Genomic DNA, 20,387 nt, shown 5'->3' on the forward strand with positions numbered 1-20,387 from the left:
CTCCTCAAGCACCGAGCCGCGAGTGGTGGCGGCTGTAGAGCACGTACACGGCGAGCGCCAGCGCCAGCCAGCCGCCGAACAACAGGTAGGTGTCGACCGGGAGTTCGTAGATCAGGTACGCGCAGCAGCCGATCGACAGCAGCGGCACCACCGGGTAGCCCGGCACCGTGAAGCCGCGTTCGAGGTTCGGCTCCCGCCGCCGCAGGATGATCACCCCGAGGGAGACCACCGCGAACGCCACCAGCGCGCCCATGCTGGTCAGGTTCGCCAGCTGCTCCAGCGGGACGACCGCGGCGATCAGCGCGACGAACCCGCCGACCAGGACGGTGCCGGTCACCGGCGTGCCGCTGCGCGGCGAGACCCGGCAGAAGACCGGCGGGATGATGCCGTCGCGGCCCATCGAGTACAGGATGCGCGTCTGCCCGTACAGCACGATCAGGATCACGCTGACCACGGAGATCACCACGCCTGCCGAGAACACCGGCCCCGGCCAGCCCGCACTCGTGACCTTCTCCAGGATGGCCGACAGCCCGGCCTGCTGGCCCTCGAACTGGGTCCACGGCTGCGCGCCCACCCCGACCAGCGTCACCAGCACGTACACCGCGGTGATCACCAGCAGCGCGAACATGATGGCCAACGGCAGCGTCCGGCGCGGGTTGCGCACCTCCTCACCGGCCGTGGACACGGCGTCAAGGCCGATGAACGAATAGAAGACCGTGGCCGCCGCGGCGCCGACACCCGCGGCGCCCATCGGGGCGAACGGCTGCAGGTTGCCCGAGTCGAAACCGGTCGCGCCGACCACGACGAACAGGACGAGGATCCCGAGTTTGAGCAGCACCATGATGGTGTTGACCAGGGCGGACTCCCGGGCACCCCGGACGAGCAGCAGGCAGCACAGGCCGACCAGGATCACCGCGGGCAGGTTGACGTAACCACCCGCGCCGGGCGGTGCGGAGATCGCGGCGGGCATCTGGGCGCCGAACAGCCGCTCGGTCAGTTCGTTGAGGTACTGACCCCAGGTGACCGCGATGACCCCGGCGGAGACCGCGTACTCCAACAGCAGGCACCAGCCGACGGCGACCGCGGCGAGCTCGCCGAGCGTGGCGTAGGCGTAGGAGTACGACGACCCGGAAACGGGGATAGCGGAGGCCAGTTCGGCGTAGCACAGCGCGGTCAGCGCCGCCGTGACGGCGCCGAGCACGAACGACAGGATCACCGCCGGCCCGGCCTTGGGCACGGTCGCGTTGAGCGTGAAGAAGATGCCCGTGCCGATGGTGCCGCCGATGCCGATCATGGTGAGCTGGAAGGTGCCCATCGTGCGGCGCAGGGTGCCCGGCCCTGCCTCGCTGCCGAACGCGTCGACTGGCTTGCGCCTCAGCATCTGGTGACGAAGCGACACACCGGTTGGCAAAGTGGCCTCCTTGGCGTTCCCCCGGAGTGCTGCCATTCTGGATTTCACCGGACGCCCCGTCGTTGGCGGAACTGCCTATACTTCGCCGGTGCGGATGACGGAATCGCCAAACGCCGGCGGCACCAGCGAGGAGCTCTACGCCCTCGCCGACGCCATGGCGGCGGTGATCGGCGGTTCCGTGTCGATCGAGGACCTCGACAACCGCGTGCTGGCCTACTCGTCGATCCCCGAACAGCGCATCGACGAGCTGCGCCGCAGGGGCATCCTGGACCGCCGCGTCCCCGACGAGCCCGACCAGCCCGAACAGCAGCGGCAGTACCGGCAGGTCCTGGCCGCGACGGGAGTCGTGCGGCTGCCGATCCTGGCCCCGGACGAACTGCCCCGCGCGGCCGTGGCCATCCGGGCGGGCGAACGGCCGCTCGGCACGATCTGGGCGATCGAAGGCGCCACGCCGATGGACGCGACGGGCGAGTCCGCCCTGCTCGACGGCGCCCGGCTGGCCGCGACACACCTGCTCCGGCACTGGGGAGCCGCCGAACTCGACCGCCAGTCCCGCGAGGACGCGCTCCGCGGCCTGCTCGTCGGCGACGGCACGACCAGCGAAGCACGCGTCCGCCTCGGGCTGCCCGACCCGCCTCGGCTGACTCTGCTCGCCTTCGCCCCGGTGGGCTCGTCGCCCCTCGACGCCCGGCTGAGCACGGCCACGGCCCGGCACTGGGCGGCGGTGTCAGCGGAAGCGGCGACAGCCACGATCAACCGGACCGTGTACGTCCTGCTGACCGACGACCCACCAGCCACCGCCCGCCGCCTGGCAGAACGAGCAGTCGCAGCCCTCTGCAGCACCTTGGACGCCCCCGTGCGCTGCGCGCAGAGCCGCACGACCAACGACATCACCGAGATGCCCGCGCTGCGCACCGAAGTGGACGGCATCCTACGCGTGACAACCGCCGATCCGGGTGGGCTTGCCGTCGCGGCACTTGGTGACGTCCACGCGAGCGTGCTGCTGACCCACGTCGCCGACGAACTGGCCCGCCACCCGAACCTCCGCCACCCGGGGATCGAGGCGATGCTCGAACACGACCGCACCCGCCGCACCAACTACGCGGCCTCAGTGACCGCGTGGCTGGACGCCGCGGGCAACATCGGTGAAGCCGCACGCAGGCTGACCGTGCACCCCAATACGCTGAAATACCGCCTCCGCCGCGTCCACGACCTGTTCGGAGTGGACCTCTTCGGCCACCCCGACGACCGCCTCTCCTGCTGGCTCCAGCTCCGCCTCTAGCCGAGTTCCTCGTTGGCCGACTGCCGGTCACCCGAGGTTCCACTGCTGTAGCCACGACGTGCCGCAGCGCTGAACCGTCAGCGACGCCGACGCCGGTTGCAGGCACCTGCTGAGGTCCGCGGCCGAATGGATTCGGCTCCAGAGCAGTCCACCTTCCTCACCCAACGGCTCGACGACCCACTGTTGATCCGGCAGGCCGGTACATGCCAGCCAACGCACCTGGGGCGCCGAACCGAGACACCGCCCGGACGGGTCGGTGACGACGTTCGTACACCCGTGCGCGGATCGCTGCGCCGCCGACAACGTCACCTCCAGGGGCAGGTAGTCGCCGGACTCGTGATTGCGCAACCGCCGCCGGGAACGGTCGGCACAGGACTGCTCTCCGATTCCCGGGTAGGGGCGGATCTCCCATTCGAATGCCTTCTCCGGCAGGCAGGGAGCCTGGACGAGGGTGATGGACTTCGGGTCGGGGTCGGCGAACGCCAAGCACCGCTTCGTGTTCTCGTTCTCGACGACCACCACGTCGCGGACGTGACCGAGCACCCGGCGCAGCCGCCAGCGTTGCCTGCTGTCCTGCGGCTTGCAGGTCTGGAAGCGCTGGTGCTGCCCCGGCGCGCCGTCCGTCGCCAGGCACAGGCCGGACTTGATACTGCTGCGGATCATCCAACCCGGCGGCTGTGGCACGAGCACGACCGTGTGTCCCGGGTCGCTGTCCGGCTCGGCGCAGTCCCACTGGTAGACACCCGCGCCGACGTACTCGGCGTCGCTCTCGTTCGTCTGGCTGTAGATACCGTTCCTCGCGATGCACTTATGGGAACGCTGGTTGACCACCTTCGCCACGAACTCGCTTCTCACCGGGTAGTCACCACCGACGACTCTGCCGGTCGTGACGGTTCGCGCGTCCCCGGTGAGTCCCGCGGCCAGCAGAAGCGCCGCGACGGCGAGCGCGGCCACGGGGCTCCTCCGGGTCGCGGGCTCCAGCAGGGGATATGGGTTGTCGGGCAGGCTGACCCAGCCGGTGGTCACGGTTTCCTTCACCCGCACTGCGACGGGCCGGTACCTACGCGGATCGAGCGCGGCGCTCTGGGAGACGATCTCGTCGTGGAACCACTGCGAGATGACCAGCACCAACACCCCTGGCGAGGCGGCGAGTGCGGCTTTGACCGGAGGTGCGTCGAGCAGCCGGGCGGCGCGCACGACGGCGTTCCCGGTGAAGCCGGTGCTGTCGAAGCTCAACTCGCCCGCGTGCACGACCATCCGCAACCTGAACCGCGACTTCTCCGCACTGGTTGCGTTGTGCGTTCCCAGCGCCCGGGCCACGGCAGTGGGCAGCACTTCCACATACGGCGCCTTCGGCTCGCCGGGGCCCACGATGAGCAGGCCGTCACCGCGGTCCTCGACACGGCAATCGGTCCACGAGATGCCGGCGGCCCGGAACGCCTGCTTCATGACGGTCAGCAAGCCGTCGCGCACCGCGAGCTGATCGGCCCACGCGCTCACGGCGCCGAACTTCTCGATGTCCACGTAGACGATCGTCCGGTGCACAGCGACCGGTGAGATGCTCATGCGCCACGGTAGTGAGCCGACCGCGGCGCAGAGGATCGCCTGATCGGGTACTTGCTGTCTGTACCCGTTCGCCGGTTTCGTGGCGGCACCGTCAGCCTGATGGCTTGCGTCACCTTTCGCCAACTCCCGTCGCCGATCGCGTGACATACCGCGAAAATGCGGCTTTTGGTCTGGTGAAACCCTTGTCGCGCGGGATGAGATCGCGACCGCTGCAGGTCAGGTTGCTTTCAGCACGACGAGAAAACGCCTGCGGACCAAGCGGGCCGTCGTCGGTGAACGCCTAGCGCCCCACCGCCGACAGGCACGCTCTTGAAGCACGGTGCCGCGCCGCCTCCTGATGGGGCGGGCGCGGCTCAGCGCGTCGGGTGAGCGGGCTTCAGGCGACGCCCGCGGCGATCAGCTGCTGCCAGATCTGACCCTGGTCGACGACCTCGACTTCGAGTTTCTCGGCCTTGGTGATCTTGCTCGCGCCGACGTCCGCGCCGGTGATGAGCATGTCGGTGCTGGCGGACACCGACGACGCGGCGGTGGCGCCTGCTTTCTCGCACAGCCGCTGGAAAGTGGGGCGGGGGACTTTCTCGCCCGTGCGCGGGTCGCTGATCGTGCCCGTGATCACGACTGTCTTGCCCGCCAGCGGCGCGTCGGCTGCGACGACCGGTGGGAGGTCTTCGTCGCGCACGTCCAACGAGACCCCGTTGTCCCGCAACCGTTCGAGCTCCGGCCGCAACCGGGCGAGGTGCGCGGTCAGCGAGGCGGCGACCTTCGGACCGATGTCCTCCACGGCGACGAGCCGTTCCTCCCCGGCGTCCGCGACCTCCTCCAGCGACCCGAATCCCGCGCGGCACAACCGGGTCGCCGTGCCCTCCGAGGCCATCGGGATGGCCAGGCCGATCAACGCGCGGCGCAGCCCGACGACGCGGCTGGCGTCGATCGACTCGATCATGCGCGTGGCCGAGACCTCGCCGATCCGGTCGAACTCCAGCAACGTCTCCTTGGTCAGCAAGTAGAAGTCCGACGGGTTCTCCAAGTGCCCCGCCTCGGCGAGCCGCTCGATCCACATCGGACCGACGGCCTCGATGTCCGCCGCCGCGCGCGAAGCCCAGTGCACCAACCGCCGCACGGTCTGCGCGGGACAGGAGACGTTGGTGCAGAAAAGTTCGCGACTGTTTCCCTGCTCGGTCACGGGCTGCCCGCACGACGGGCACGCGGCGGGCGGCACGATCTCGCGCTCGGCGCCCGTGCGTTTCGACGCGTCGAGCACACCGGCGACGAACGGGATCACGTCACCGGCGCGGCGCACCAGCACGGTGTCGCCGATCCTGATGCCACGGGCGCGGATGACCTCCTGGTTGGCCAGGGTCGCACGGGTGACCGTCGTGCCACCGACGAACACCGGCTCGAGCTGGGCGACCGGCGCGATCTTCCCCGTCTTGCCCACGTCCCACAGCACGTCGGCCAGGATCGTGGTCTTCTCCTCGGCGGCGAACTTGTACGCCAGCGCGCCGCGGGGCGAGCTCGACCTCGTCCCGGCAGCGGCGAACGCGTCACGGTTGGCCAACCGCAACACGGCGCCGTCGAGGTCGTAGTCGAGTTCGTTGCGCTGCTGCTCGATCGCTTCGATGACCTCCTGCGCCGCGCTCGCGTCGGCACAGTGCCGCATGTCGGCCGCGGTGAACCCGAGTGTGCTCAGGCCCTCGGCGAGGTCCGCCGCGGCATCGTCGGTCGAGGTGTCCAGGTCGAAGGCGAAGAACTGCAGGCGCCGCTCGGCGACCGTGGCCGGATCCTTGGCACGCAGGGTGCCCGCGGCGGCGCCACGCGGGTTGATCAACGGTTTGTCCGGGTGCGCGGTGTTGTACGCGGTGAACGTGGACCGCAGCATCACCGCCTCACCACGCACCTCGACACGTCCTTGAGCGGGGATGCGCGGCGGCACGCCGTCGATCAAGGCCCGCGTCAGGATGGTCACGTCGTCGCCCGTCGTGCCGTCGCCGCGGGTGATCGCGCGGCTCAACCGGCCGTCCTCGTAGACCAGCGCCAACGACAGGCCGTCCAGCTTCGGCATGACCGCGACGGGCTGGCCGGGGAAACGGTCGAAGAACGCCACGACCTGCTCGGGTTTCGTGGCCTTCTCCAGCGACAGCATCGGCCGCGAGTGCCGGATCGGCGCGTGCAGCACGGACGGCGCGCCCACCTGGTCGAGCGGGTTCGGATCGGGCGCCAACTCCGGGTTGGCGTCGATCAGCGTCCGCAGCTCGTCCTCGACCGCGTCGTACTCGGCGTCCGCCACCAGCGGCGAACCCCGGTAGTACGCGTCGCGCAGCACCATCACCCGGTCGGCGAGTTCCTGGATCTTCTCCCCAGTGTTCACAGCGCGAGACGCTACCGGTGCCCACCGACAGTCTCGTGCGTCCGCGGGTCACCGTGTCGTGCGTTGCGGGGATTTAAAAGATTGACGCAGGCCGGGCGCTGGGTGATCATTGGTCCACGCGAAGCGCAGAAGGAGTGGTCATGGCGGCGACGTGGGATCGAGCGGATCGGGACTGGTTCCCGGATTTCGCGATCGCTGCCGCGTGCCCGCGCCGAGGATCGCGCGGATTCGTTCTTCTGGTGCCTGACCTGCGAGGTCTCCCCATGACGTGATCAACGTCGTGACCGGGAGCCGTCCGTCGGGAAACCGACAAGGGCGGCTTTTTTCATGTTTTTCCATTGTTGTGCGAATCGGCGAGCTGGGGAAGCGGAATGGCCTCCAAAGCCGTTTGCCAGGGGGTTCGAGTCCCTCCGCCGGTGCTGGTGTGGATATGTGTTCCACCCCTGCTCACGTGGCCCAGTGGCTAGGGCAGCTCCCTGTCGAGGAGACGATCGCGGGTTCGAGTCCCGTCGTGAGCGCGTGCCAGGTGCCGACCAGGTGCCCGGCAACGTCCTGTAGCTCAGGTGGCAGAGCATCCGTTTGAAGCGCGGATGGCCCAGGTTCGAGTCCTGGCGGGACGGCTGTGGCCGAAGCCGAAGCGGACGAGGCCCGGACTGGAGTCCGGGCACCAGTCGGTGTGAGTCCGGACGGTCACACCGTCGCCTTCGACCGACACCCCGGCAGCCACAGTGCGCGTTGGGTTGGGCTTCGCTTCCCGGCTTGCCGCCGCGGGCTGTTCTGTGCTTGCGCGTGAGCTACCTCAAGCTGCCTACTGCTCGGGGTGTCGGCCAGGACCGAGCCTGCGGAGATCGCTAGTCCTCCCGGCGCGCGAACACGAATGCCTGCGGTTTTTCGCCCGGATCGAGCATTGTGTACGCCTCCACCTTGAAACCGCTGTCGCGCAGCCAATCCGATACCTGATCGGGCTGGCGGCGGTGGATGTGCACCTTCATCGGGTGGCCGCCGTAACCCTCGGTCTTCAGCCGCGTCGAGTCGCCCACGTGGAACAGCAGTTGCAGGGGCCCACCTGGTCGTAGGACGCGGTGGAAGTGGTTGAGCACCACCTTGACTTCGTCGTCCGGGATGTGGATCAACGACTGCCAGGCGATCAGGCCGGTCACCGAGGCGGCCGGGAGGGCGAGGTCCGTCATCGAGCCCACCTCGAACCGCACGCCGGGGTGGGCTCGCCCGGCCACGTCGACCATGCCGGGGGAGAGATCCACGCCGAATGCTTCCAGACCGAGTGCGTGCAGGTGGGCGGTGACCTCACCCGGTCCGCAACCGACGTCGACCACTGGGCCACCACCGGCTGCCTGCACACTCTCGGCGAACATGGCCAGCGCGGTGCGAAGGTACTGATCCTTGGTGATCGCGCCACGTACGAGGGCGGCGTAGTCAACCGCGACCGTGTCGTACGAGGTTTGGGTATCGGCTAACCACGTCACGGCGCGGCACACTACTCCATGCTCACGACGCCGTGGCACTTCCCTGTCGCCTGGGGCGGGCTCCCGTGTACACGCCGGTCAGTCGCAAGCGCAGGCCTGGTTCGCGGTATTCCTCCAACGCGTGCGCTGTCCAGCCGATCATCCTGGCGACGGCGAAGATCGCCTCACCGGCGTCCGGGCGCATGTCATACGTGTGCATCACGGCGGCCAATGCCAAGTCCACGTTCGGGAAGCCACCTCGGCCGCGCCGCAGTTCTCCCACCACGGTGTCCACTACGGACAACACCGGTGCCGCGCGGGGAACTCGGCGCAGCAGGTCCAGCAGCAGGTCGGCGCGGGGGTCGCGGTTCTCGTAGAAGCGGTGACCGAAACCCGGCACGGTTGTGCCGGTTCGCAGCTGTTCGGACAGCGCCGCCATGGGGTCCACCAGCGCGTCGGCCAGGAACCGGTGAGCGAGAGTGCTGGCGGCTCCGTGGTAGTGGCCGTCGACCGCGCCGAGACCGGCCGAGATCACCGCGTACAGGTGCGCATGGGCGCTGGCGGCCACTCTCGCGGCTACTGTGGACACTGCGAGGTCGTGGTCCGCCAACAGGACCAGCGCGGCATTCAGCAACTCCGGGTTGGCCTCGGCCGCGCCCAGGGCGGGCCACAGCCGGGCGGCGAGGCTGTCGGCCTCCGCGGAGCCGATCGCGTCGACCAGGGTCCCGATCAACGTTCGCGCGGCGGTCACGATCGCTGATGCCGACAGGTCGAACCGCATCGGGTCCGCACATCCGAGCGTCGCCACGGCCACGCGGAGCTGATCCGTCAACCGGGCGGAAGGCGGCAGCACCCCGACCGACGACTTCGCGAGGGCGACCATGTCCGGCGGCGCGGGGAACGGCTGTCCGGCGAGCTCGCCGGTCCACAGCAATCCCGCCACGGATTCCGCCGCGTGCGAGACCGCGAGGTCGGTCGCCCGGTGGCCTCGGTAGTACAGCGCGTCGTCTTCCAGCAGGGTCAGGTCGGTGCGGATGCCCGCCAGTGGCCCCGACGGGCGGCGTGCGTCCCTGCCGCGTGCGGCGAGCTGGTCGACGTCCTCCTGCCGGAACACGCTGCCGCGGCGGCCGGTTGCGCGGGTGCTGGCGAGCTGACCACGGCTGACATACGCGTACACGGTCTCCGGCTTCACGCCCAACTGTCGCGCCACCTCGGCCGTGCTCAGGTAACGCTCGTCACTCGCCTCCGCCATGACCTGGGCCTTTCCCGTGAATATTGACTGAATCAACGTTGACAATACTTGATTGTCGAGTCGAGAGTGACGGAGGACAGAGGGAGGTTGCGATGACAGTCATCGAGGCCCCGCCGGGCCTGCGCGATGTGGTGGTGACCGACACCGAGATCGGCGACGTACGCGGCAAGGAAGGCTTCTACCACTACCGCCAGTACTCCGCGATCGACCTGGCCACCACGAAGACCTTCGAGGAGGTCTGGTTCCTGTTCGTGACCGGGCGTTTGCCGGACGCGGACGAACTCGCCCGGTTCACCGCGGAGGTGGCGGCCCTGAGAGTGCTGCCCGACGAGCTGCGCGCGGTTCTCCCCGCCGTCGCGTCGGCGGGGGAGCGGTTCAACCCGTTGGCAGGGTTACGAACCGCGTTGTCGTTGCTCGCGGCCGAGCGCGGTCTGCCTGCCATGTACGACGTCGACGTGCAACGGCACCGCGCGGACGCGTTGCTGGTGTGTGCGGTGACACCGACGATTCTCGCCGCACTGCACAGGATCCGCGCCGGTTTGGATCCCGTTGAGCCGCGCGCCGACCTGTCGGCGGCGGCGAACTGGCTCCACATGATCAGCGGGGACGAACCCGCCCCCGCCGCGGTCGCCGCGTTGGAGCCGTACCTGATCTCCACCATCGACCACGGCTTCAACGCGTCCACCTTCACCGCGCGGGTCGTCGCGTCCTCCGGTGCTGACGTGGTGTCCGCGATCACCGCGGCGATCGGCACGTTCTCCGGGCCGCTGCACGGCGGCGCGCCGGACCGCGCGCTGGCCACCCTCGACGAGATCGGCACACCGGACCGGATCGACGACTGGATCCGGGCCAAAGTGCTGGCCGGCGAGAAGATCATGGGCTTCGGGCACGCCGTGTACCGCACCGAGGACCCGCGGGCGCGGATGCTCAGGGAGATCGCTGTCGGCCTCGGCGGCGACCTGATCGACTTCGCCACCACGGTCGAACGACGGGTAGTGGAGATCCTCGCCGAGCTGAAACCCGGCCGTGAGCTGCACACCAACGTCGAGTTCCACGCCGGTGTGGTGATGGAGCTGTGCGGCGTCCCGCGTGCCATGTTCACGCCGACGTTCGCCGTCAGCCGGGTGGTCGGCTGGTGCGCGAACGTGCTCGAACAGGCGCGTGGCGGCAAGATCATCCGGCCGTCGGCGCGGTACGTCGGGCCACCGCCCGCCTGATTGCCCCGCCCCGCGCTTGTCGGTGATTTCCTGCTCTGGCATGGTGAAGATGTCTTGGTCGAGCGGGGGACGTGCGTGTGGGGTTCAGCAGGTAGGAGTGCTCTGGCCGCTTTCGTCTCGCTGCTGGCGGTCAGCGGGATCTTCCCCGCGACGGCGTCGGCGATCGTCGGCGGCCAGGAAGTCACCCAGGAGTACCCGTGGGCGGTGGTGGTCGAGCACTCCCGCGGGGCGTGCAGCGGCGCCCTGATCTCGTCCCGCTGGGTGCTGACCGCCGGGCACTGCATCGTCACCGACCGGCCCGACCAGCCCGAGAACGACCCCGGCCTGGAGAACCCGCTCCGCCAGGCTGACGACTTCCGCCTGTTCATCGGGTCGACCGTGCGCTACGAGGGCGAGGCCCGTCGCGCCAACCGGCTGGTCAAGGGGCCGCCGGGCCTCGACGTCGGCCTGATCGAGCTGGACCAGGCCTCGGACAAGGCGCCGGTCCAGGTCGCCGCGCGGATGATGCCCAGCAGCGGGCAGCAGGCGCTGCTGGTCGGCTGGGGCCAGGTCTGCGAGGCCAAGGGCTGCGCGGTGTCCACCATCCTCAAGCAGTTGCCGTTACGCCTGGCCGCGCCCGCGAGCATGGCCTCCGGCAACGAGCTGCTGACCTGGCCGGAGGACGACCCGAACCAGCGCGCGGCCAAGGGCGACTCCGGTGGCCCGGTCGTCTTCCAGAACAACGGCCGGTGGGAGCTGATCGGCACCCTCAGCGGCTCGGGGACGACCGGCGGCGACTCGGCGCAGAAGGGCCTGGCCACCAACGTCTCCACCTTGCACAACTGGCTTGACGCGACCGCCGCGACGACCACGCCGGAAGCCGGCATCTGGACCGTGGAGTTCATCCTCGTGCTGGTCGTCGGTGCCGTGGTCGTGATCGTGGTGATCAGGGCGTTCCGCCGCTCACGCGGGCGCAGGCGGCCGATGACCGGCCCGGCGGCGCCCGTGCAGCGCGCACGTGACGAGGACCTCGAATACCTGGAGCAGTGGGCGCTGCAACGCTCGGGCGTGGAGGCGTACTTCGAACCGGGTACAGCGACGATCGTCGCCACCGTCATGCTCATCGCCGGCGACGGGGAGTGGACCCGCCGCAAGATCGGCAGTCTCGAAGGCACGTTCCGGTTCGGCAACCAGCACGGCATCCCCGTCTACGAGGTCTTCAGGACGGGCTACCCGCAACGCAAACGGGACTACGACGAGCGGTCCAGACGCCCGAAGACCCTCGGCTGAGCCTGGTGGTCCCGCAGGGACAGGGGCGACAGCTCGGTGTAGCCGGTGCCCTGCCCCGACCGCGCCCAGACCGTGCCGCCGCAGTCGACGCCTTCGGCTGACAGCAGCCGTTTGACGACCTTGAACGTCGACGTCCGCGGCAGTTCGGGCAGCACGCGGACGTACTTCGGCACCTGCTTGGGCCCGAGGTCGGGCTGCCGGGCCAGGAACCGCCCGAACTCGTCGGGGTCGATCGGCGTTCCGCCGGTGACGATCGCGGCCATCACCTGGTCCCCGGTGATCGGGTCGGGCACCGCGTAGACGGCAGTGTCGGTGATCGCGGGGTGCCGCGACAGGATCCGCTCGATCGGTGCCGTGCCGAGGTTCTCCCCGTCGACCCGCAGCCAGTCGCCGAGCCGGCCCGCGAAGTAGGCGAACCCGTCCTTGTCGGCGTACGCGAGGTCGCCGGTGTGGTATCGCCCGCCGCGCAACCGGTGCGCGTCGGCACCGGGGTCCCGGTAGTACCCGGCGAACCAGCCGGCACCCGCGGTGTTCACCAGTTCCCCGACGGCTTCGGCGGCGTTGACCAGGCGCCCGTCGGCGTCGAATTCGGCCGGTGGGCAGGGGTGGCCGGTGTCCGGGTGCAGGATGGCCACGTCGTCGGCGGGCCTGCCGAGTGAGGTCGGCGGTGTGCCCGGGGTGCGCGCGAAACCCACGCCGCCTTCGGTGGAGCCGAACGCGTCGACGACCGTGCACCCGAACCGCTTCTCGAACGCGGCCAGGTCCGCGCTTGCTCCCTCGTTGCCGTAGACCAGGCGCAGCGGGTTGTCCGCGTCGTCGTCGCGTGGCGGTGTCGCGACCACGTAGGACAGTGGTTTGCCGACGTAGTTGGCGTAGGTGGCACCGAACCTGCGGACGTCGGGCAGGAACCCGGAGGCGGAGAACCTGCGCCGCAGCGCGATGTTCGCGCCTGCCGCGAGCCCGGCGGCCCACCCGGCCATGATGGCGTTGGAGTGGAACATCGGCATCGAGACGTACGCCGTGTCCGACGCGGACAGTCCGAACCGGTCGGCGAGCATCCGGCCGGGGAACGCGATCTTGCCGTGGGTGCACCGGACGGCTTTCGGGTCGCCGCTGGTGCCGGACGTGAAGATCAACATCAGCAAATCAGTCGCGTCCACTGTAACGGGTTCTAGCGGTGCTTCGAGCGGCGTCCGCCACGTTTCCAGCTCGTGGACGACGGCCTCGCCGAGATCCAGTCCGTCGAGCAGGGACAGGTACTTCCGTTCGGCGAGAACGAGCTGGCAGTCCGCTAACCGGATGTCCCTGGCTAGCGCGTCGCCTCGGCGAGTGGGGTTGAGCCCGGCCAGAACCGCGCCCGCGAACGCGCAACCGCCCAGCAGGAACGAGAATTCGGGCACGTTGTCGGCCAGGATGCCGACGTGGGGTGGTTCGTCCCAGTTCAACGCCGTGCGCAGGGCGGCGGCGTGGCCGGCCGAGAGCCGGACGTGCTCGGCCCACGACCAGGCGCGGTCCTCGAACCGCAGGCCGGTTCGCTCGTTGCCCGCCTGGGTCAGCAGGAGGCCGGTGACTGTCGGCACGTTCATCGACGCCTCCACGCTGACTGAAGAATTAGAACGTGTTCTATCTATACCATCAGTTCGGTCCGCGGCCTAGACGTGCGCACGCGGCGGCGACCAGCAGGGCTGTGCAGCCACCGAGCACCATCACCGCTGAGGGTGAGGCGTGGTCCACCACGGCTCCGCCGGCCAGTGCCCCGAGGCCGATCGTGGCTTGGAACGACGAGGTGAACAGGACCGACGCCGCTTCCGGTGTGTCCCGCGCGGACTGCGTGAACCATGTCTGCGAGCACACGGGCACGGCGCCGTAGGCCAGTCCCCACACGACCAGCAGGGCGACGGCCCCGGCCGGTGTCGTGCCTGCGACCGGGAGGAGCAAGGTGGCCGCCGCCAGCAGCCCGGCGCTGATCCCGAACGTCGCACGCGGGTACTGGGCGGCCCTGGTCCCGGCGAGGAAGTTGCCTGCGATGCCCGCCGCGCCGTAGACCAGCAGTATCACCGTGATGGTTCCGGACGACACATGCGTCACCTGCTCGAGGAACGGTGTCACGTACGTGTACGTGCCGAAGTGCGCCAGAACCATCAGGAACGTCACCAGCAGAGCCGCCCGTGTGCTCCTCCGCCGCACCATGTTGCGCAGCACGCTCATCCGTGTGACCTGCTCGGCGGGCAACCGCGGCACCACAACGGTGATCGCCACGAGCACCAGGCCCGACAACGCGGCCATGACGACGAAAGCCGTGCGCCAACCGGCGATGTCGCCGATGAACGTCCCGGCCGGGACACCCAGGACGGAACCGAGCGGCACGGCGGCGAAGATCACCGCGGTCGCCCGCGCGGCCGAACCCGGCGGCACGAACCGTTCGGCCAGACCGGCCGCGATCGACCAGAAACCACCGATCGTGACCCCCACCAGGACGCGGGAGACCAGCACGGCCCAGTAGCCCGGCGCCGCGGCGGCGATGACGTTGGCCAGCGTCAGCACCAGCATGAACGCCCGCAGCATCCGGCCGCGGTCGACACGGGCGGTCGCCACCGTGACGATCGGGGCGGACGCGGCCGCGAGCAGCCCCGGCATGGTCATCATCAGCCCGGCTGTTCCGTCCGAAATAGACAGATCGGCGCCGATCGACGTCAGCAGGCCGATCGGCAGGATCTCGGTCGTGACGATGGCGAATATACCCAGCATCACCGAGACGACCGCGAGCCAACCACCCCGGCGGGTGTTGGTGACTGTGAGTGCTGACATGGCTCCTCGGCTGGTGTCGATCAGCGGGTACCGGGCAAGTCCACCAACTTCCCGGCGCCGTGGCTGGCGGATTCCGGTCACCACCGTGATGCCGTGACGGCTAGATTGGGATCGTGGACTTCGACGAGATCGTGATCAGGACGGACCGTCTCGACTTCCCCGCGCTCACCGCGGGCGAGGGGCCGGTTGTGGTGTGCTGGCACGGGTTTCCCGACCATCCGGCCACTTTCGGACCGCTTGCCGAGCACCTGGTCGCCGCCGGGCGCCGCGTGGTGGCGCCATTCCTGCGCGGGCACCACCCGGCGACCGTGGACCGGATGCCGTACACCGACAGCATCACGCTCGCCGCGGACGGAGCCGCGGTGGCGGAGGCGTTGTCACCCGATGCCGGGGTGGACATGATCGGGCACGACATCGGCGCGGGCGTGGTGGGCAGGTTGGCGGCCGTGTGGCCGGAGCGGGTGCGGCGCGCTGTGACCATGGCCGTGCCGCCGCCCAAGGCCATCCCGCCGATACTCCGGGATCCCGCGCAGCAGCAACGGTTGTTCTACATGTGGCTGTTCCAGCTGCCAGGCCTGGCCGAGACTGTGCTCGAAGCCGACCGGGCGCTCGTCGACTACCTGTGGGCCACGTGGTCGCCGGGCCTGGAGATCGGCGACCACCGCGCGAACGTGCACAAGCTCTACGGCGACCCCCAGGTGATCCGCAACGCGCTGCGGATCTACCGCGGCAACTTCGACACAGCGCTGCACGACCCCGACTTGGCCGAACTGGCTGGGAAAACCGAGAACCCGGCGACGATTCCGCTGCTGGTGCTGGCCGGGGAGGACGACGGGTGCATCCCACCCGAGTTCTTCGCGGGCGCCGAGAGCGGCCTCGCGCCCGGTTCGTCGGTCCGCGTCGTCGCGGACGCGGGGCATTTCATGCAGCTCGACCAACCGGCCGAGATCGCCAGGCTCTCGCTGGAGTGGTTCGACCAGCCGTGACCAGTGCCGTGCCTGTCACTCCCCTGGGGAAATGGGCAGGCGCGGCCGGTGGCTGTGGCCGGATCCGCGGTATCGCACTGTCTCTTTAGGACGTTTAGCGATGGTCGTCGCCGCGCGGACGAAGGCGGCGACAACCGGCGAGCGGGAGCTCCGCGGCCAGGCCACGGTGAACGAGGTCGCTGACGTCCCGGTAGGCGACACCCGGCCGCGGGTGCCGGTCGGCCACCGAGACCGGCGGGAACCAGACGACGCTGCCCAGTTCGGTGCGGTGGAAGATCTGCGCCGGACCGAGGTTCGTGCGCCGGTTGCCCTGCCCGGCGGCCTCGTCGCCGTCCGGAGCTCATGGCCCGCCAGGTCGGCGAGGCCGAGGTTTGCCCGCCTGCCAACGGATCCGCGGCCCGCGTGTGTGGCTCGCTGGGCGGCTGCGCCGTCCAGCGCGTGGTCGGACACGTCTAGGCTCGTCGCCACAGTCCCGTGCGCACAAGGAGTTCACCCGTGCCGCCAACCGCTCGAGAAGCCCTGACCGCCATCGCCGAGCTACTCGCCCCTGGCAATCCGGACGTCACCGACCGGGTGGTGCACGCACACTCCGACCCCGACTCGTATCTGCGCGCGCACGCCGATCAACTCGACGAACGGGGTATCGACGAGCCCATCCCGAACCTCGCCCGGATCGCCCTGGTCGACGCGCTCACCGGCCACGGCCTCCTCGCCGAGGTGGACTGGAAGGAGGACGCGGACGAGATCGTCGCCCAGCTCAAGCGGCTGCGTTCCAGCCCGGCACAGCCCGGGGCCTGGGTCTGGTTCACCGGCGGCACCGGGCTGGACACGTACGGATTCCTCGAACTGGCAGGCAGCGAACTCCACGCCAGGGGCACCGCACTCGCCGTCATCGACATCGAATCCGACTGCTACCCGCTCGTGCTGCTCCCGGCCGACCAACTGACTGGCCAGCAAAGCGGTCACCTGGTCCACGTAGGTCCGGGCGCTCGGCTGCCAGTCCCGGACAGCCGAGTCCAGCGCGGTGGCGAACTCGCCCAGCTCGCCGCCGCCGCGGGGTTCACGGCCGAGCCGGTCGGATGCCACCCCCAGGCCATGACCCGTACACGATCCGGTCATCGCGACAGATGAGGCTGCGCGCATGCGTTGGTTGATATCAGTGCTGGTAGCGGCACTTGTCCTGATAGGCATCACGGCACCCGCCTCGGCGGCACCGGACGGCACGCTGGCACTGGCGTCGACCGCGCTGCGTGCCGGGGAGCCGATCACGGCGACCTACAGCACGCCCCGGCCGCACGCGAAGAACTGGCTCGGCCTCTACTCCGACCCGGGCAACGGCCCCGTGGACGAGAAGTACGTCGGCCCGTCGACGGCGTGGACCTACCTCACCGCGGGCAGCGGCACGGCGACACTGCCGACCGACGGCCTGGAACCGGGCGACTACATCGTTTTCGCCCTCGCCCAGGACGGCTACCAGTGGCTCGCGGCGCCGGTGAAGCTCCGGATCGCCGGCAACGCGCCGCTGCACTTCGTCACCGAAACGTTCGACCTGCGCAACGCACGCGCCCTCACCCCGTACCAAGCGACAGTGCGCGGCGTCGTGCGCGGGGACACCGACGGCGTGACGTTCCGCGAGGCCGCCGGACCGCAGTGGGCCCAGGTGTCGGCTGACGGCTCCGTGACCGGTACGCCCCGGTTGAGCGACGTGCTGCGGCCGTCCCGTGTGCGTGTCGAAGCCCGCAACGCGCGGGGCGAGACGAGCACTGCCACGATCAGCGTCGAGGTCCGGCCGCCGGGACTGAGCCTGGTGCCGGAGTTGAGGACGATGAGCTTCAACCTGTGGCACGGCGGCAGCCAGGTCGACGGCGGCAGGGAGAAGCAGCTCAGCACCCTGCTGAAGTCCGACGTGGACGTGGTCGGTCTGCAGGAGAGTTCGGCGACGTCCACGCGTGAGCTGGCCGAGGCACTGGGCTGGGACTACCACCAGGCGGGCACGGACATCGGCGTGATCAGCCGGTACCCGATCGTCGAACGCAAGCAGCCGGGCACCGGCCCGCTGTCGGTGGCGACACGGGTACGGGTGCGGCTCGACGACCACCAGGACGTCGTGGTGTGGAACGTACATCTGGGCTACAACCCGTACGGCCCCTATGACGCGTGCTTCGGCAAGATGACACAGGAACAGTTGCTGGCCAACGAAGAGCGCTCCGGCCGTACCCCGCAGATCACGGCGGTGCTTCAGGAGATGCGCCCGGACCTGGCGACGGCGTGGCGGACCCCGGTCCTGCTGACCGGGGACTTCAACGCCCCGTCACACCTGGACTGGACACCACGTACCCGCCGCTGCGGGTACGACACGGTCCCGTGGCCGACGTCGGTGCTGCCCGCGCAGGCCGGACTGCGTGACTCCTTCCGCGTGGCGAACCGCAACCCGGTGACCACGCCGGGCACCACCTGGTCGCCGATCTACCCGATCTTCACCGGCGGTTACGGCCACGACTCGCACAAGGGCGAGCCGGAGCCGCAGGACCGCATCGATTTCGTCTACTACGCCGGGCTGCTCGGCGTGACGGACTCGAAGACCGTGGTCGAGGGCAAACCCGCGGCCGTCCCCAACCACCGGGGCAACGCCTGGCCGTCGGACCACGCCGCCGTGCTGACGACGTTCCGGACTTCCGCGTTGTAGGCCCGGTTCGACCAGGCGACGCGGGATCGGCGGCTGGGTGCGTCAGTCGCCGATCAGCCGCCACGCGGTCAGCGCGAGCCGGGCGCGGATCAGCCCGGTCGGCTCGGTGAGCTCGATGCCCAGTCCCCGGCCGATCTGGTCGAGCCTGCGGGCGATGCTGCTGTGATGCCGGTGCAGGACGTCGGCCGCGCGGCGCAGCGAACCCGAGGCGCAGTACGCGTCCAAAGTGTCCATGTCGTCGGGATTGCCTGCCAGCCGGGCGATCGCGGCCACGTCGGCGTTGTCCCGCGCGGCTTCGTGGGGGATCTGGGCGAGCAACGCGAGCGCTCCCAGGCTGTCGTGGGGCACGACCGGCTGGCGTTCGGTGGCGAACCGCAGCGCGGTACGGGCTTGCCGCCACGACTGGTCGGGGCTGTGGGCCGACCCGATCCCCGCGCGCACTCCCGCCGGGAACAGCGCCGGGTCCACTTTGGCGGCCAGGACCACGCCCACGTCGGCCAGCGGTGCCGCTTTCACCGGATGCGCCGGGCAGATCAGGCCGCCGATCTGGTCGAGCGGACGTTCCGACCGCACAGCCACGACACGGATCGGCAGGTCGGGGCCGAATCCCAGCAGCCGCAGCGCCCGTGCGCGTGCGGCCTCGTCACTGCCGGAGCTGATCACCAGCTCGATCAGCGCGGGATCGGCCATGGTCGTGCGGGCCGGTCCGTAGCGTTCGACGACCGCCGCGGCCGCGATGGACAGCCGGTCCAGCAGCAGCTCGTCGAGCGGGGTCGGCTCGCCGGGCCGTTCGAGCCACACCGTGCCGATCTCCTCCTCGTCGAGGGTGATCGCCATCGCGGTGGACGCGGGTGGCGCCGGGTCGGGTACCGGGCGGCCGTCGGGGCTGACGCGGATCACGCGGCCCGTACCGTGCAACCTGATCCCAGCCACGCACTCCGCCAGGCCCGCCGACGCCCTGGCGAGCACCGCCAGGTCCACCCGTCTGCGCATCAGCGTGTCGTAGAACATCACGACCCGGATCGCACCGGCGGCGTGCGAATCCAGCTGCGACAGCCGCTCGACCAGAACCTCCATGACAGCAGCGTAGCGACGATCGGCGCACAACCGGCCGGGAACGCGCGACGGCCGTCGGATGCCCGCGTGCCGGTTCGCGACCAGGATTGCCCCATGGATCCCGAACTCGAAGCCTTCATCAGCCTGCTCCCGCGTGCCGACCTGACCGACCCGGTCGCCGAACGCGAGAACTTCGCCAAGCTGGCCGCCGCGATACCCGTGCCGGACACCTCGAACATGGTGGTCGAGGACCGCATGGTGCCCGCCGATCCCGAGGTGCCCGTCCGGATCTACCGCCCGCACGACGCGCAGGGCGCCATCATCTGGCTGCACGGCGGCGGGTGGGTGATGGGAGACGTGGACACCGAGCACCCGTGGGCCGCCCGGCTGGCCGAGAGCTCCGGTGTGGTGGTGATCTCGGTGGGCTACCGCCTGGCGCCGGAGAACCCGTTCCCGGCCGCGTCCGACGACGCGTACGCCACCCTGGTCTGGGCGGCGGAGAACGCCGCCGAGCTGGGTATCGACCCGGGGCGGATCGCGGTCGGCGGGCACAGCGCGGGCGCCGGGATCGCCGCGGGGATCGCGCTGCGGGCCCGTGACGAAGGCGGCCCCCGGATCTGCTTCCAGCTGCTCAACCAGGCCGGGCTCGACGACCGGCAGGAAACCTGGTCGGCACGCGAGTTCACCGACGTGCCGTGGCTCACCACCAGCAAGGTCACTCAGGCGTGGCAGCACTACCTCGGCGGCACGACTGCCACGGCCTACGCCGCACCGGCACGGGCAACCGACTTGTCGGACCTGCCGCCCGCGCACATCGCGGCAGCGGAGTTCTGCCCGAACCGCGACGACGACATCACCTACGCGCTGCGCCTGCTGCAGGCGGGCGTGCCGGTGGAGCTGCACCAGTGGGCAGGGACGTTCCACGGCTCCCAGGCGATCATCTCCGCCGAGGTGTCGCAGCGCCAGCTCGCCGAACTCGGTGACGTCCTGCGCCGCGCGCTGGCCGGCTGAGGCCGTCGCGGA

Annotated in this window: 15 protein-coding genes and 2 tRNA genes; 9 read left to right on the top strand and 8 right to left on the bottom strand. The window is 69.9% G+C overall.

What is annotated here, in order from left to right:
- Positions 1–4 precede the first annotated feature (4 nt).
- Entirely contained in the window at positions 5–1,381 is a 1,377-nt protein-coding gene (locus AOZ06_RS22750) for an APC family permease (RefSeq protein WP_054291257.1), read from the bottom strand.
- 124 nt (positions 1,382–1,505) lie between these two features.
- Here AOZ06_RS22750 and AOZ06_RS22755 point away from each other — a divergent pair, with 124 nt between their 5' ends.
- Positions 1,506–2,693, top strand: coding sequence for a PucR family transcriptional regulator (locus AOZ06_RS22755; protein WP_054291258.1), 1,188 nt, complete (start codon positions 1,506–1,508; stop codon positions 2,691–2,693).
- A gap of 27 nt (positions 2,694–2,720) precedes the next feature.
- On the opposite strand, the gene AOZ06_RS22760 is transcribed toward AOZ06_RS22755, so the two are convergent.
- Both AOZ06_RS22760 and ligA read right to left on the bottom strand, forming a co-directional pair.
- Positions 2,721–4,217 carry an RICIN domain-containing protein gene (locus AOZ06_RS22760; protein ID WP_157233170.1) on the bottom strand — a complete coding sequence of 499 codons (1,497 nt, stop codon included), beginning with the start codon at positions 4,215–4,217 and terminating at the stop codon, positions 2,721–2,723.
- Between the two features lie 418 nt (positions 4,218–4,635).
- The gene (gene ligA, locus AOZ06_RS22765; protein WP_225955008.1) at positions 4,636–6,585 is read right to left on the bottom strand and encodes an NAD-dependent DNA ligase LigA; all 1,950 of its coding nucleotides are present in this window, start codon (positions 6,583–6,585) and stop codon (positions 4,636–4,638) included.
- A gap of 487 nt (positions 6,586–7,072) precedes the next feature.
- On the opposite strand from ligA, the gene AOZ06_RS22770 reads away from it, so the two are divergent.
- Positions 7,073–7,145, top strand: a tRNA-Asp gene (locus AOZ06_RS22770).
- Between the two features lie 30 nt (positions 7,146–7,175).
- Positions 7,176–7,247, top strand: a tRNA-Phe gene (locus AOZ06_RS22775).
- 231 nt (positions 7,248–7,478) lie between these two features.
- Here the strand turns inward: AOZ06_RS22775 and AOZ06_RS22780 are convergent.
- Positions 7,479–8,111, bottom strand: coding sequence for a class I SAM-dependent methyltransferase (locus AOZ06_RS22780; protein ID WP_054291261.1), 633 nt, complete (start codon positions 8,109–8,111; stop codon positions 7,479–7,481).
- Positions 8,112–8,133: 22 nt separating this feature from the next.
- Complete coding sequence (locus AOZ06_RS22785) at positions 8,134–9,342, bottom strand: citrate synthase (RefSeq protein WP_054291262.1); 1,209 nt, start codon at positions 9,340–9,342, stop codon at positions 8,134–8,136.
- 92 nt (positions 9,343–9,434) lie between these two features.
- Between AOZ06_RS22785 and AOZ06_RS22790 the strand changes: the two genes are divergently transcribed.
- Both AOZ06_RS22790 and AOZ06_RS54255 read left to right on the top strand, forming a co-directional pair.
- Positions 9,435–10,559: a citrate/2-methylcitrate synthase gene (locus AOZ06_RS22790; protein WP_054291263.1), complete on the top strand. Its 1,125-nt coding sequence runs from the start codon at positions 9,435–9,437 to the stop codon at positions 10,557–10,559.
- 54 nt (positions 10,560–10,613) lie between these two features.
- Positions 10,614–11,828 (top strand): S1 family peptidase, encoded by a 1,215-nt coding sequence (locus AOZ06_RS54255; RefSeq protein WP_169798964.1) that lies wholly within the window; start codon positions 10,614–10,616, stop codon positions 11,826–11,828.
- Here AOZ06_RS54255 and AOZ06_RS22800 read toward each other — a convergent pair.
- Together AOZ06_RS22800 and AOZ06_RS22805 are read right to left on the bottom strand one after the other, a co-directional pair.
- Positions 11,789–13,414 (bottom strand): long-chain-fatty-acid--CoA ligase, encoded by a 1,626-nt coding sequence (locus AOZ06_RS22800; RefSeq protein ID WP_083471856.1) that lies wholly within the window; start codon positions 13,412–13,414, stop codon positions 11,789–11,791. The genes AOZ06_RS54255 and AOZ06_RS22800 overlap by 40 nt on opposite strands.
- Before the next feature lie 49 nt (positions 13,415–13,463).
- Positions 13,464–14,576 carry an MFS transporter gene (locus AOZ06_RS22805; RefSeq protein WP_236952344.1) on the bottom strand — a complete coding sequence of 371 codons (1,113 nt, stop codon included), beginning with the start codon at positions 14,574–14,576 and terminating at the stop codon, positions 13,464–13,466.
- Positions 14,577–14,749: 173 nt separating this feature from the next.
- On the opposite strand from AOZ06_RS22805, the gene AOZ06_RS22810 reads away from it, so the two are divergent.
- From AOZ06_RS22810 to AOZ06_RS22820, 3 genes are all read left to right on the top strand, one after another.
- Positions 14,750–15,622 (top strand): alpha/beta fold hydrolase, encoded by an 873-nt coding sequence (locus AOZ06_RS22810; RefSeq protein ID WP_054291265.1) that lies wholly within the window; start codon positions 14,750–14,752, stop codon positions 15,620–15,622.
- A 495-nt stretch (positions 15,623–16,117) separates the two neighbouring features.
- Positions 16,118–16,753: a DUF6630 family protein gene (locus tag AOZ06_RS22815; protein ID WP_054291266.1), complete on the top strand. Its 636-nt coding sequence runs from the start codon at positions 16,118–16,120 to the stop codon at positions 16,751–16,753.
- Between the two features lie 10 nt (positions 16,754–16,763).
- Positions 16,764–18,308: an endonuclease/exonuclease/phosphatase family protein gene (locus AOZ06_RS22820; RefSeq protein ID WP_054291267.1), complete on the top strand. Its 1,545-nt coding sequence runs from the start codon at positions 16,764–16,766 to the stop codon at positions 18,306–18,308.
- A 42-nt stretch (positions 18,309–18,350) separates the two neighbouring features.
- Here AOZ06_RS22820 and AOZ06_RS22825 read toward each other — a convergent pair whose 3' ends face one another.
- Positions 18,351–19,385 carry a helix-turn-helix domain-containing protein gene (locus AOZ06_RS22825; protein ID WP_054291268.1) on the bottom strand — a complete coding sequence of 345 codons (1,035 nt, stop codon included), beginning with the start codon at positions 19,383–19,385 and terminating at the stop codon, positions 18,351–18,353.
- 93 nt (positions 19,386–19,478) lie between these two features.
- Between AOZ06_RS22825 and AOZ06_RS22830 the strand changes: the two genes are divergently transcribed.
- Positions 19,479–20,375, top strand: coding sequence for an alpha/beta hydrolase (locus AOZ06_RS22830; RefSeq protein ID WP_054291269.1), 897 nt, complete (start codon positions 19,479–19,481; stop codon positions 20,373–20,375).
- The last annotated feature ends 12 nt before the right edge of the window (positions 20,376–20,387 follow it).

Origin of the sequence: Kibdelosporangium phytohabitans, from assembly GCF_001302585.1 — a bacterium.
In the GTDB taxonomy this organism is placed as follows: Bacteria; Actinomycetota; Actinomycetes; order Mycobacteriales; family Pseudonocardiaceae; genus Kibdelosporangium; species Kibdelosporangium phytohabitans.